The organism is Pseudomonas sp. 7SR1, assembly GCF_900156465.1.
Taxonomy (GTDB): domain Bacteria; phylum Pseudomonadota; class Gammaproteobacteria; order Pseudomonadales; family Pseudomonadaceae; genus Aquipseudomonas.
Genome location: NZ_LT707064.1, coordinates 1,889,515 through 1,902,979, shown reverse-complemented (window position 1 = coordinate 1,902,979; position 13,465 = coordinate 1,889,515). Strand labels below are relative to the sequence as shown.

Genomic DNA, 13,465 nt, shown 5'->3' with positions numbered 1-13,465 from the left:
TCCTTGTATCGGTTGGGGCGAAGCGGCCTGGACCGCCCCGCCCGGCGCATCAGACGGCAAAGAGCAGGAATTCCCGCTCCCACGAACTGATGACGCGCTTGAAGTTTTCATGCTCGGCCCGCTTGACCGCGACGTAGCCTGTGATGAATTTCTTACCCAGGTACTTCTCGATGGTGGTGCTGTTTTCCATGCGCTCGAGGGCGTCCTCGATGGTCAGCGGCAGGCGCAGGTTGCGGCGCTCATAACCACGGCCCACCACCGGTGCGCTCGGCTTGAGGCCTTCGACCATGCCGATGAAGCCACACAGCAGGCTGGCGGCGATGGCCAGGTACGGGTTGGCGTCGGCACCCGGCAGGCGGTTTTCCACCCGACGGTTCTGCGGCCCGGCATCCGGCACCCGCAGGCCGACGGTACGGTTCTCCTCGCCCCATTCGACGTTCACCGGCGCCGAGGTATCCGGCAGGAAGCGGCGGAACGAGTTGACGTTGGGCGCGAACAGCGGCAACAGCTCGGGGATCAGCTTCTGCAGCCCGCCGATGTGGTGCAGGAACAGCTCGCTCATCGTCCCGTCTTCATTGGAGAAGACGTTCTTGCCGGTTTCCTTGTCGATGATGCTCTGGTGCAGGTGCATCGCACTGCCCGGTTCGCCGGTCATGGGCTTGGCCATGAAGGTCGCGGCCACATCGTGCTTGAGCGCGGCTTCACGCATGGTGCGCTTGAACACCAGGATCTGGTCGGCCAGGGACAAGGCATCGCCATGACGGAAATTGATTTCCATCTGCGCCGTGCCGTCCTCATGGATCAGGGTGTCGAGGTCCAGCTCCTGCAACTCGCACCAGTCGTAGACATCTTCGAACAGTGGGTCGAATTCGTTGGCCGCTTCAATGGAGAAAGACTGGCGACCGGTTTCCGGGCGGCCTGAGCGACCGATGGGCGGCTGCAACGGGAAGTCCGGGTCGTCGCTGCGCTTGGTCAGGTAGAACTCCATTTCCGGTGCGACGATGGGCTGCCATCCCTTGTCGGCGTAGAGCTTGAGCACCTTTTTCAGCACGTTGCGCGGCGACAGCTCGATGGGGTTGCCCTGCTTGTCATAGGCGTCGTGGATCACCTGGGCGGTGGGCTCGATGGCCCAGGGCACCAGGAATACAGCGTTTTCGTCCGGACGGCACACCATGTCGATGTCGGCCGGATCCAGCAGTTCGTAATAGATGTCGTCTTCGACATAGTCGCCCGTAACGGTCTGGAGCAGAACGCTCTCGGGCAGGCGCATGCCTTTTTCGGCAATGAACTTGTTGGTCGGCGAAATCTTGCCCCGGGTGATACCGGTCAGGTCGCCAATCATGCATTCGACTTCTGTGATCTTATGGTCTTTCAACCAATCGGTGAGCTGGTCGAGGTTGTTACTCATAAATGCCTCTAGGCGTGATTTTCCTGGCTGCCAAGGCTAGCCAGGGGTTGTTTGACGCATCGGCGTCGCGTTGTGTTGCCCCTGCCCGACAAATGCCCGGGAAAAGGTTCTACATTGAAAGGAGAGCTGCTAAAGAGAGTTTCGTCCAGAGCGTCCAGAATATTGGACGAAGATGACGGCTGACGCACCAGGGATGAAGTCGACATGGGCAGGCGCTCGGTGGCCGTCGTCATGGCCTGGGGACACGCCTCGCCACTGATGCGACGAGCATGCCAACCGATCTGCTGGGACAGGTGGTGACGCCGTTGGTACGGCAGGCGAGACATGAAGCACCCCGGTATTATTGCTGTTATGGGTTTGAATCGAGCTTAGCCTTGTTCATTTTTTTACACAACACCCCCGTAAAAAATACAACACGGCCCGCTCAAGCCTGCGGGCGCCAAGCCCCTTGAAGGGGAAAAAACGCCCCAAACTGCTCCAAAAAAGCCCCTCAAGTGCTTTTTTAGGGCAAAAAAGGCCCTGCTTGACTTCGGCATGCCGTTCGGGTTGACTGGGTTTCAAAGAGATCAATGATTGATATTTTTAACAACAAAGGTGTTGCATCATGTCGGTACCCCCGCGTGCCGTTCAGCTTAACGAAGCGAACGCGTTCCTTAAGGAACATCCTGAGGTTCTGTACGTTGACCTTCTGATTGCGGATATGAATGGTGTGGTGCGCGGCAAGCGCATCGAACGCACCAGCCTCCACAAGGTTTACGAGAAAGGCATCAACCTGCCGGCCTCCCTGTTTGCCCTGGATATCAATGGTTCGACGGTGGAAAGCACCGGCCTGGGCCTGGACATCGGCGATGCCGACCGCATCTGCTATCCAATCCCTGGCACCCTCTCCAACGAACCCTGGCAGAAGCGCCCTACCGCGCAGCTGCTGATGACCATGCACGAGCTCGAAGGCGAGCCTTTCTTCGCCGACCCTCGCGAAGTCCTGCGCCAGGTCGTGACCAAGTTCGATGAACTGGGCCTGACCATCTGCGCAGCGTTCGAGCTGGAGTTCTACCTGATCGACCAGGAGAACGTGAATGGCCGTCCACAGCCGCCCCGCTCGCCCATTTCCGGCAAACGCCCGCATTCGACCCAGGTCTACCTGATCGACGACCTCGACGAATACGTCGACTGCCTCCAGGACATCCTGGAAGGTGCCAAGGAGCAAGGCATTCCCGCCGACGCCATCGTCAAGGAAAGTGCCCCGGCGCAGTTCGAAGTGAACCTGCACCACGTGGCCGACCCGATGAAGGCCTGCGACTACGCCGTCCTGCTCAAGCGCCTGATCAAGAACATCGCCTACGACCATGAAATGGACACCACCTTCATGGCCAAGCCCTATCCGGGCCAGGCAGGCAACGGCCTGCATGTTCACATCTCGATCCTGGACAAAGATGGCAAGAATATCTTTGCCAGCGAGGATCCCGAGCAGAACGCCGCGCTGCGTCACGCGATCGGCGGTGTGCTCGAGACCCTGCCCGCGCAGATGGCTTTCCTCTGCCCCAACGTCAACTCCTATCGCCGTTTCGGCGCACAGTTCTACGTGCCGAACTCGCCGACCTGGGGCCTGGACAACCGCACCGTGGCCCTGCGCGTCCCCACCGGTTCGGCCGATGCCGTGCGCCTGGAACACCGCGTCGCCGGCGCCGATGCCAACCCGTACCTGCTGATGGCCTCCGTGCTGGCGGGAGTGCACCACGGCCTGGTCAACAAGATCGAGCCCGGTGCGCCGGTGGAAGGCAACAGTTACGAGCAGAACGAACAGAGCCTGCCGAACAACCTGCGCGATGCCCTGCGGGAACTGGACGACAGCGAAGTCATGGCCAAGTACATCGACCCGAAATACATCGATATCTTCGTGGCCTGCAAGGAGAGTGAGCTGGAAGAGTTCGAACATTCCATCTCCGACCTCGAGTACAACTGGTACCTGCATACCGTTTAAGCGGTTGCTGCAACGAATAACGCCGCAGGCCTTCGAGGCTGCGGCGTTTTTTTATGCCTATCGCGAGCAGGCTCGCTCCCACAGGATATTTGAACGCCCCCCCATTCTTGAGCCCGACGAAGATCCATGTGGGAGCGGGCCTGCTCGCGATGACGGCCTGGCAGACAATACAAATCCCTGCTCGTACAATGCCCGGCAGCCCCGCAGGAGAGTCCCATGACGCGCATTGCCACCCCTCGCAAACCCCGCGCACGCAGCCAGGCCCGGATCGATTCGATCCTCGATGCCGCCCGCACGCTGCTGGCGGCCGAAGGCGTGGCCAGCCTTTCGATCTACAGCGTCGCCGAGCGCGCGGGCATTCCGCCCTCTTCCGTGTATCACTTCTTTGCCAGCGTTCCGGCCCTGCTCGAAGCATTGACCGCGGACGTCCATGCCGCCTTCCGCGCCTGCCTGCTAGCGCCGATCGATCACGGTTCGCTGAATCATTGGCGCGAATTGTCACGACTGGTGGAGCAGCGCATGTTGACGATCTATGGCCAGGATGCCGCCGCTCGCCAATTGATCCTGGCCCAGCACGGGCTGACCGAAGTCACCCAGGCCGACCGCCAGCACGACCTGGAACTGAGCGACCTGATGCACAAACTCTTCGCCCGCCACTTCGAACTGCCGGCGCTGCCTGGTGATGTCGACGTATTCGCCCTCGCCATGGAATTGGGCGACCGCGTCTATGCCCGCTCGGTGCAGTTGCACGGCCAGATCACCCCTCGCATGGCCGAGGAAGGCATGCGGGTGTTCGATGCGTACCTGGGATTGTACCTGCCACCCTATTTGCCCAAGCGTGAAGTCGCCTGATGTGCCGATCAGCTCTTCATGCGATGGGCCCCCATGGTGGACTCGACACCTCTCAAAAGGCTTGCGGAGTGCTCGCCGAGCTCAGCTTCCCAGTTGATCACTTCATCCACGGCATCGGTCGCCTGCTCAAGCGTCAAGCCAAAGTGTGCGCAGTGACTCAGCACGTCCAATAACTGAAAAGCCCCGAAGGGCTCTCGCCGTCCGGGGCTGCGGGCAAGGCATCGCTCACAACTTGGCGATAGACACCTCGGTGGATTTGACGAAGGCGATCACTTCGCTGCCGATGGCCAGCTCCAACTCCCTCACCGAGCGCGTAGTGATCACCGACGTGACGATGCCGGAAGCGGTCTGTACGTCGATTTCCGACAGTACGTCGCCCTCCACGATTTCCTTGATGACGCCTTTGAACTGGTTACGTACGTTGATGGCTTTGATAGTCATAGTGTCGATTCCTTCTGGATGAGGCTATTGAGCCCAACGCAATTGCGTGGGCAAGGGTGAAACAGGTTCGGGTTCCGGCGGTTGGCCGGGCAAGGACAGCACACGATTGAGCACCTGGGCTTCCAGGGCTGCCAGACGATGGGAGCCGCGGGCCCGTGGTCGTGGCAGGTCGACGGGCAGGTCGAGGCCAATTCGACCGTCTTCTATCAGGATCACCCGGTCGGCGACGGCCACGGCTTCGCTGACGTCATGGGTGACCAGCAACACGGTGAAACCATGTTGCTGCCACAGACGCTCGATCAGTTGTTGCATCTCGATGCGGGTCAGGGCATCGAGCGCTCCCAGGGGTTCGTCGAGCAGTAACAGGCGCGGTTGATGAATCAGCGCCCGGGCCAAGGCCACCCGTTGTTTCTGCCCGCCGGACAGCGCCGCCGGCCACTCCTGCGCCCGGTCGGCCAGACCGACGGCTTCCAAGGCCTGTAGCGCCTGGGCTCGCCAGTGGCCTTTCAAGCCCAGGCCGACGTTGTCGATGACTCTTTTCCAGGGCAGCAATCGCGCCTCCTGGAACATCAGGCGCGTGTCCTGTTGCGCCGCGCTCAACGGCGCCGAACCGGCCAGCAACTGACCGTCCGAAGGCTGATCGAGGCCGGCCAGCAGGCGCAGCAAGGTGCTTTTTCCGCAACCGCTGCGCCCCACTACCGCCACGAACTGCCCGGCCGGGATGTGCAGGTCGAGGTCTTGCAGTACCTGTCGCGAACCGAAGGTCTTCTGCAATTGGCGCACGACCAGAGGAATGCCGCGCAACAGGCGTGGAGGTTGTTGAGCGCTCATGCGGCACCTGCGCTGCGTACCTGATAGGCCGGATGCCAGCGCAACCAGACCCGTTCAAGCCCACGAGCCGCCAGGTCGGCCAGCTTGCCGAGCACGGCGTACAAAAGGATCGCCAGCACCACCACATCGGTTTGCAGGAACTCCCGGGCATTCATGGCCAGGTAACCGATGCCGGCGTTGGCGGAAATGGTTTCCGCCACGATCAGTGTCAGCCACATGAAGCCCAGCGCGAAGCGCACGCCCACCAGGATAGAGGGCAATGCACCCGGCAGGATCACCTGCCGAAACAGGCTGAACCCGGACACCCCGTAGCTGCGGGACATCTCCACCAACGCCGGATCGACGTTGCGGATCCCGTGGTAAGTATTGAGGTAGACCGGAAATAGCGTGCCCAGCGCCACCAGGAAAATCTTCGCCGACTCATCGATGCCGAACCACAGGATCACCAGGGGAATCAACGCCAGGTGGGGCACGTTTCGCAGCATCTGCACCGAGCTGTCCAGCAGGCGCTCGCCCCATTTCGACAGGCCGGTGATGAAACCCAGGGCCAGGCCGATGCCGCCACCGATCAGGAAACCCAGCGCCGCTCGCCAGCCACTGATTGCCAGGTGAGTCCAGATTTCGCCGCTGCGCACCAACTGCGCTCCGGCTTCGATCACGGCCACCGGGGCCGGCAGGATCCGCGTGGATAACCAGCCCGCCGATACCGACAGCTGCCACACCACCAGCAACAACAGCGGCACCGCCCACGGCGCCAGGTTGTGGATAAGTTTCTTCATGGCCGCCTCAACTCTGGGAAGCGGCTTTGGGCAGGATATCGTTGGCGACCATCTCACCGAACGGGCTTACGTACCCCTGGCTCTGCGGCAACGGCGCACGCTCCACATCCAGATGAGGGAAAAGCAACTCCGCCACGCGGTAGGACTCTTCCAGATGCGGGTAGCCGGAGAAGATAAAGGTGTCGATCCCCAACTCGGCGTATTCCTTGACCCGCGCAGCGACGGTCGGGCCATCGCCCACCAGTGCCGTCCCGGCTCCGCCCCGAACCAGGCCGACACCGGCCCATAGATTCGGGCTGACCTCCAATTTGTCGCGCCGTCCACCGTGCAGCGCAGCCATGCGTTGCTGGCCCACCGAATCGAAGCGCGCCAGGGAGGCCTGGGCACGGGCGATGGTGTCGTCGTCCAGATGGGAGATCAATCGGTCGGCCGCCTGCCAGGCTTCGGCATTGGTTTCTCGCACGATCACATGCAGGCGAATGCCGAAGCGCACCGTGCGCCCGAGCCTGGCCGCCTTGACCCGGACCTGTTCGATCTTTTCCGCCACGGCCGCTGGCGGCTCGCCCCACGTCAGCACCATGTCCACCTGCTCGGCGGCCAGGTCCTGGGCGGCTTCCGAGGAGCCGCCGAAATACAGCGGCGGGCGTGGTTGCTGGATCGGCGGATAAAGCAGCTTGGCACCCTTCACGCTGATGTGCTCGCCGTCGTAGTCCACCGTCTCGCCTTCCAGCACGCGGCGCCAGATACGGGTGAACTCCACCGACGCCTGGTAGCGTGCCTCGTGGTCCAGGAACAGGCCGTCGCCGGCCAGTTCGTCCGGGTCGCCCCCGGTTACCAGGTTGAACAGCGCCCTCCCCCCAGACAAGCGATCCAGGGTCGCGGCCTGACGCGCCGCCACCGTCGGGGAAATGATCCCTGGGCGCAGCGCCACGAGGAATTTCAGGCGCTGGGTCACGGGAATCAGCGAAGCGGCCACCAACCAGGAATCTTCGCAGGAGCGCCCGGTGGGGATCAGCACCCCACCGAACCCCAGCCGATCCGCCGCCTGGGCAATCTGCTGCAGGTAACCGTGATCGACGGCGCGAGCGCCTTCGGCGGTGCCAAGGTAATGGCCGTCGCCGTGGGTAGGCAGGAACCAGAAAATATTGAGGCTCATGGAGTGGTCTCCCTGGGGGTCGAATTTACTGCGCGTTCGCAACGGCCGCCGGTGGCGTCCAGATCACGTCCTTGATGCTCAGCGGCTTGGGTATCAACTTGAGCTGATAGAAGCTGTCGGCGATCTTCTGTTGCGCCGCGATCACTTGCGGTGTGAGGAACAGCGCTCCGTAGCCCTGGCGCTTCACCGACGTCAGGGTGATGTCGGCGGGCAGGCCAAGCAGTGGCGATACCTGTCGGGTCACGTCCTCAGGATTGGCCCTGGACCATTCGCCCACGGCGCGCACTTCTTCCACCAGGGTCGTGATGACCTGGGGATGCTTTTGCGCATAGGGTCGGGTGGCGAGATAGAACTGGTGATTGTCGACGATGCCCTTGCCGTCACGCAGGGTCCGGGCCTGCAACTGTTGTTCGGCGGCGGCCTGGTAAGGGTCCCAGATCACCCAGGCATCGACACTGCCACGTTCGAACGCCGCGCGGGCGTCAGCCGGGGGCAGGAACACGGTCTGGATGTCGGAATACTTGAGGCCAGCGTCCTCCAGCGCGCGCACCAGCAGGTAATGCACGTTGGAGCCCTTGTTCAGGGCGACCTTCTTGCCCTTGAGGTCCTGCACCGACTGGATGGGCGAGCCCTTGGGCACCAGGATCGCCTCGCTGCCGGGCGCTGGCGGTTCATAGGCGACATAGAGCAGATCGGCACCCGCCGCCTGGGCGAACACCGGTGGGGTTTCCCCCGTGACACCGAAATCGATGGAGCCGACGTTCAGGCCTTCGAGCAACTGCGGGCCACCGGGAAACTCGGTCCACTGCACGTCCACGCCTTGGGCGGCGAGACGTTTTTCCAGCGAGCCCTTGGCCTTGAGCAGCACCAGCGTGCCGTACTTCTGATAACCGATCCGCAGGGTCTCGGCTTGGGCCTGGGTGATGGCGCCGAAGGACACAGCCGCAGCAAACAGAGCGACCAGCCCGCGACGCAAAATGACAGAGCGCATGGCGCCTCTCCTTTTTTGCTATGGGGTTTTGGCTGCACCTGCTTGGCCGTTGGCGGCTGAGTAAGGTGAAGTGAATCAGGGTGTATCGGGTTCAAATGCTCCAGCGAGCACTCAACAAACGTTCGTTCAACAGGCCTGGATCCAGCGGCTTGGGTCGACGAGCCATGGCGCTGAGAAACTGCTCGAGCGCTTCGTCCAGTCGCTGCTGCAAGGCGGGCGTCAGCTGGGCCTGGGCAGAGCCTTCGCCGTAGGCGATCTGACTGTCTTCGGCAAAGATGCCCTGGAGCATTTCCTGGGCCTTGAGCGCCGAAAGCACGGGCTTGAGGGCGTAGTCCACGGCCAACATGTGGGCAATGCTGCCGCCCGTGGCCATGGGCAATACCACCTTGTGGCTCAAGGCACGTTCGGGAAGCAAGTCCAGCACGGTTTTCAACGCGCCGGAAAAGGAAGCCTTGTACACCGGCGTGGCAATCAACAAACCGTCGGCGTTTTCGATTCGCTGGAGCAGGTCGACCACCTTGGGACTGTCGAAACGGGCATGGAGCAGGTCTTCGGCGGGGAAATCACGCACCTGATAGCTCACCACTTCCACACCTTGCTGCTGCAACCAGCGCTGCGACCGCTCCAGCAATACCCCGGAACGGGAACGCTGACTGGGACTGCCACCGAGTGAGACGACAAACATGCCAACATCCTTAAACGTCCTGTGCGATTCGCGATGGGCGATCTCGCGTTTAGGCCCCCACCATAACAGCGGATTTTTATATCTTTAAATCATATTTATTCATTTGGTTATTCGATAAAGAAATATAAGATTGTTTTTTCCAGGCCATAAAAAAAGGCCGTCGGAACGGCCAAAACCCTTGGTACACAAGCCTTGATCATTCCCACGCGCTGCGCGCAAGCGCCTCAACGGACGCTCCGCGTTCGGCTGCCGGACTGTCCTTGGCTGCCACGCGGAGCGTGGGAACGATCGTTGAATGACTACCTGTTGGGCTGCGGTGTCAGGCGCAGGTAAGGCTTTACCGCGCGATAGCCCTTGGGGAAGCGTTGCTTGAGCTCCTCCTCGTCCTTGAGCGACGGCACGATCACCACTTCATCGCCGTCCTGCCAGTTGGCCGGGGTAGCGACCTTGTAGTTATCGGTCAGTTGCAAGGAATCGATCACCCGCAGGATCTCGTTGAAATTGCGCCCGGTGCTGGCCGGGTAGGTGATGGTCAGGCGGATCTTCTTGTTCGGGTCGATCACGAACAGCGAACGCACGGTCAAGGTATCGCTGGCATTGGGATGGATAAGGTCGTACAGGTCGGAGACCTTGCGGTCGGCATCGGCCAGGATGGGAAAATCGACGATGGCGTTCTGAGTTTCGTTGATGTCCTCGATCCATTTGTGATGCGAGTCCACCGGGTCTACCGACAGGGCGATGGCCTTGACGCCGCGCTTGGCGAATTCATCCTTGAGCTTGGCGGTCAAACCCAGTTCGGTGGTGCACACGGGGGTGAAATCCGCCGGGTGAGAAAACAGCACACCCCAGCTAGTGCCAAGCCATTCGTGGAAGCGAATCCTGCCGGCGCTGGAATCCTGTTCGAAATCGGGGGCGATGTCGCCGAGTCTGAGGCTCATGGTGCGGCTCCTGGTGGTTTTTTGTGAGCCCAACTGTGCTCCGCTTTTCACTGCTTTAAAAAGAATGAATACCCATTTGGTTAGATCCTTAGTGAATATAAAAAACTGTTCACTGGTGCCGTGACGCATAGCGGGCCAAGATCGTTCCCGAGGTTCGAGAAGGCCTCGAGTTGCTGAAAAGAGGAGAAGGTTTCGGGAAAGGCTACAGGGGTGGGCCTGACCCGAAAACGTAAAAGCCCCGCCGGGCATGTTGCCGGGCGGGGCTTTTTTTTGCGCTACGTCTTACATGAAGTTGTAAGTGTAGTTGAAGATCAGACGGGTCTGGTCCTGACTGTCGCCTGCACCGCTGCTGCGGTAGGTACCCTGGCGCAGGGTAGTGCCGAAGCCTTTCAATGCGCCTTGCTGGATTACGTAATCCACACGCATGTCGCGTTCCCACTCGGAGTAGTCGCTTCCACCCGTGGCGGATTTGACATCGTCACCACGCAGATAGGCGACCGAGGCTTTCAGGCCTGGAACGCCCAAGGAAGCGAAGTCGTAGGAGTACTGACCGAAGGTGGTATTTTCACCGGCACGGACAAACCCGTTGATCATGCTGTCGGTGAACAGGTAGAAGCTCGCACCACCAGCCCCTTCAGGACGACCGTTGCCATCGACCACGTTGCCCTGGTTCAGGTAGACGAAGCCACCGTCATCACCGACTTGCTGGTGACCCAACAGGAACGCGCTGCCGCCGAGGGTGTAAGTGAACATGGCGCTCCAGGTCTTGTTATCGACCTCGCCCGGCGTCTTGGCATAGCCACCGTTGTTGTTGAAGCGGTAGCCAGCATCGCCGTTACGGCCGTCGGAGCTGCTGTCGAAATAACGCAGGTCAGTCTTGAACGATTGGCCTTCGCTGATCGGGAATACGTGTACGGCGCCCAGGAAGTGCTGTTTGTAATAGTCTTGCAGGTTGGCGTAGTAGTACTGCAGGGTCAGGTCTTTGGTGACCTTCCAGTCGGCGCCGGCAAAACGGAACTGGTTGCTGTCCTCGGTACCGCCCGCCACTGCCAGACCGGTGCTGTTGCTCGATGCACGGCCAGTGGCATGTTCCAGCTGACCTGCGTTGAAGGTCACATTGTCGATTTCCTTGGAGGTGATGGTGCCACCTTCGAAGGTCTGTGGCAGCAGACGGCTGTCGTTGGCCACCAGGATCGGCAGGTTAGGCTGCAGGGCACCACCCAGGTGAGCCTCGGTCTTGGAGAAGAGCGCCTTCACGTTACCCGACAGACGGCTCCACTCGTGGACCGCCGAACCATCGGTGTCGCTTGGCATATAGGAGCCAGCGTTACGCCCCCGTCCCCCATCGAGACGAATCCCCACCAGCGCCTGAGCATCGATACCGAAACCGACGACACCTTGCGTGAAACCAGACTTGTAGTCGAACTTGAGGCCAGTCCCTGTTTCGCGCAGGTCCTCGCTGCCCGTTTCATGGTTATCGTTATTGAAGTACAGAGTACGAGAACTGACGGACGCCTTGCTGTCCTCGATAAAACCGGCGGCGCCTGCCTGCTGCGCCAATACCCCAACGGCCACAGCCAGGGCCAAGGTGGACTTCTTCATGTATCGCTCCTCTCGTTTTCTAATTCTTGTGTGTCTTTGGTCCCGGGTCGCACGCCCGGAATCCGCGGATGCGCGATTAGCGCCAGACCGTGACTGGCAAGTCAACCGCAACCCTTTCGGACTACGACCATGGTCTAACCCCGCGACACCGGCCCGAAGAATAATGGATTCTCTATAAATCCAAAAAGAATTGTTTCATTAGTTTTCAGCTCGTTTCGACATATGATTGCCATCAAAGCGTCATCATGCCGATGGCATGGCGTATCGGCGACGTTTGGGATAACTGAATAGTGCTTCGTCGGGCTTTTGCGAGGTCAGCCGAATCCAGGCACAGGGATTGAACCTGTGAGCTTCGAATGGCTTGGGTTCGCAGGACAGATGTTCGCGCATGCCACGATCTTGAGGCTTTCCAGACTAGACGCTCATTGTCTGAAATCAAGAAGAACGCGGCAGCGCGACGATTGGCAGCAACGGCCTACAGGGCTTTTTCGAAGATCTTCGAATTGCGTTGATAGTTGTACAAGGATGCCCGTGCCGCCGGCAGGCGTTCCACGCTGCTGGGCTCGAAGCCACGCTCGCGGAACCAGTGGGCAGTCCGGGTCGTCAGTACGAACAGCGTCTTGAGCCCTTGGGCGCGAGCGCGGGCTTCGATCCGCTCCAGCAGTTCGTCGCCGCGCCCGCCATGGCGGTATTCCGGGTTCACCGCCAGGCAGGCCAGTTCCCCGGCATCCGAGTCGGCGATTTGGTAGAGCGCCGCGCAGGCGATGATCATGCCTTCGCGCTCGACCACGCTGAACTGCTCGATTTCGCGTTCCAGCACCTCACGAGAGCGACGCACCAGGATCCCCTGTTCTTCCAACGGGCTGATCAATTCCAGCAGGCCGCCGACGTCTTCGATGGCCGCTTCACGCACCACTTCGAATTGTTCCTGGGCCACCAGCGTGCCACTGCCGTCGCGGGTGAACAGTTCGGCCAGCAGCGCACCGTCCTCGGCGTAACTGACGATATGACTGCGCGCCACACCGCCACGGCAGGCCTGGGCCGCCGCATCCAGCAGCTCGGCCTGGTAGTCGCTGCCCAGGCGTTGCATATGGGCCGGGACCTGTTGCGGACGCAACTCGCGCACCAGTCTGCCGTCCTCGCCGATCAAGCCTTGCTCGGAGCCGAACAGCAGCAACTTGTCGGCGGCCAGGTCGATGGCCGCGCGAGTGGCGACATCTTCGCAGGCGAGGTTGAAGATCTCCCCGGTGGGGGAATAGCCCAACGGCGACAGCAACACGATGGAGCGCTCGTCCAGCAAGCGGTTGATGCCCTTGCGGTCGACCCGACGCACTTCTCCGGTGTGGTGGTAATCGACCCCCTCCAGCACGCCGATGGGCCGTGCGGTGACCAGGTTGCCGCTGGCGACCCGCAGCCGCGAACCCTGCATGGGCGACGAAGCCATGTCCATGGACAGGCGCGCCTCGATGGCGATGCGCAACTGGCCGACCGCATCGATCACACACTCGAGAGTCGCGGCATCGGTGATACGCATGCCGCGGTGGTAATGGGGGGTCAGGCCGCGGGCGGCGAGGCGAGTCTCGATCTGCGGGCGCGAGCCATGCACCAGTACCAGGCGCACGCCGAGGCTGTGCAGCAGCACCAGGTCATGGACGATGTTGCCGAAGTTGGGGTGTTCCACACCGTCGCCGGGCAGCATGACGATGAAGGTGCAATCGCGGTGGGCATTGATGTACGGCGAAGCGTGGCGAAGCCAATTGACGTATTCGGGCATGAACCTGGACCTGTAACAAATAACAGC

Annotated in this window: 12 protein-coding genes; 2 read left to right on the top strand and 10 right to left on the bottom strand. The window is 61.1% G+C overall.

The window, feature by feature from the left end:
• Nucleotides 1–49 precede the first annotated feature (49 nt).
• Nucleotides 50–1,408 (bottom strand): glutamine synthetase family protein, encoded by a 1,359-nt coding sequence (locus BW992_RS08590; RefSeq protein WP_072390379.1) that lies wholly within the window; start codon nt 1,406–1,408, stop codon nt 50–52.
• A 604-nt stretch (nt 1,409–2,012) separates the two neighbouring features.
• On the opposite strand from BW992_RS08590, the gene BW992_RS08585 reads away from it, so the two are divergent.
• Entirely contained in the window at nt 2,013–3,389 is a 1,377-nt protein-coding gene (locus tag BW992_RS08585; RefSeq protein WP_072390381.1) for a glutamine synthetase family protein, read from the top strand.
• Between the two features lie 216 nt (nt 3,390–3,605).
• Nucleotides 3,606–4,241 carry a TetR/AcrR family transcriptional regulator gene (locus tag BW992_RS08580; protein WP_072390384.1) on the top strand — a complete coding sequence of 212 codons (636 nt, stop codon included), beginning with the start codon at nt 3,606–3,608 and terminating at the stop codon, nt 4,239–4,241.
• Between the two features lie 225 nt (nt 4,242–4,466).
• Here BW992_RS08580 and BW992_RS08575 read toward each other — a convergent pair whose 3' ends face one another.
• The 9 genes from BW992_RS08575 to argA all read right to left on the bottom strand — a co-directional run bounded on the left by BW992_RS08575 (nt 4,467) and on the right by argA (nt 13,438).
• Nucleotides 4,467–4,682 (bottom strand): TOBE domain-containing protein, encoded by a 216-nt coding sequence (locus BW992_RS08575; RefSeq protein WP_072390386.1) that lies wholly within the window; start codon nt 4,680–4,682, stop codon nt 4,467–4,469.
• 24 nt (nt 4,683–4,706) lie between these two features.
• On the bottom strand, nt 4,707–5,513 hold the full coding sequence (ssuB, locus tag BW992_RS08570; RefSeq protein WP_072390388.1) for an aliphatic sulfonates ABC transporter ATP-binding protein: 807 nt from the start codon (nt 5,511–5,513) through the stop codon (nt 4,707–4,709).
• Nucleotides 5,510–6,292, bottom strand: a complete 783-nt coding sequence (ssuC, locus tag BW992_RS08565) for an aliphatic sulfonate ABC transporter permease SsuC (protein ID WP_076406006.1) — start codon at nt 6,290–6,292, stop codon at nt 5,510–5,512. Before ssuC ends, ssuB begins: the two co-directional genes overlap by 4 nt.
• 7 nt (nt 6,293–6,299) lie before the next feature.
• Nucleotides 6,300–7,448 (bottom strand): FMNH2-dependent alkanesulfonate monooxygenase, encoded by a 1,149-nt coding sequence (ssuD, locus tag BW992_RS08560; protein ID WP_072458556.1) that lies wholly within the window; start codon nt 7,446–7,448, stop codon nt 6,300–6,302.
• A gap of 25 nt (nt 7,449–7,473) precedes the next feature.
• Nucleotides 7,474–8,439, bottom strand: a complete 966-nt coding sequence (locus BW992_RS08555) for a sulfonate ABC transporter substrate-binding protein (RefSeq protein WP_072390396.1) — start codon at nt 8,437–8,439, stop codon at nt 7,474–7,476.
• Between the two features lie 91 nt (nt 8,440–8,530).
• Nucleotides 8,531–9,124 (bottom strand): NADPH-dependent FMN reductase, encoded by a 594-nt coding sequence (gene ssuE, locus BW992_RS08550; RefSeq protein ID WP_072458555.1) that lies wholly within the window; start codon nt 9,122–9,124, stop codon nt 8,531–8,533.
• Between the two features lie 299 nt (nt 9,125–9,423).
• Nucleotides 9,424–10,062: a peroxiredoxin gene (locus BW992_RS08545; RefSeq protein WP_072390401.1), complete on the bottom strand. Its 639-nt coding sequence runs from the start codon at nt 10,060–10,062 to the stop codon at nt 9,424–9,426.
• A 282-nt stretch (nt 10,063–10,344) separates the two neighbouring features.
• Nucleotides 10,345–11,664 (bottom strand): OprD family porin, encoded by a 1,320-nt coding sequence (locus BW992_RS08540; RefSeq protein ID WP_072390404.1) that lies wholly within the window; start codon nt 11,662–11,664, stop codon nt 10,345–10,347.
• 475 nt (nt 11,665–12,139) lie between these two features.
• The gene (gene argA, locus BW992_RS08535; RefSeq protein WP_072390407.1) at nt 12,140–13,438 is read right to left on the bottom strand and encodes an amino-acid N-acetyltransferase; all 1,299 of its coding nucleotides are present in this window, start codon (nt 13,436–13,438) and stop codon (nt 12,140–12,142) included.
• Between the last annotated feature and the right edge of the window lie 27 nt (nt 13,439–13,465).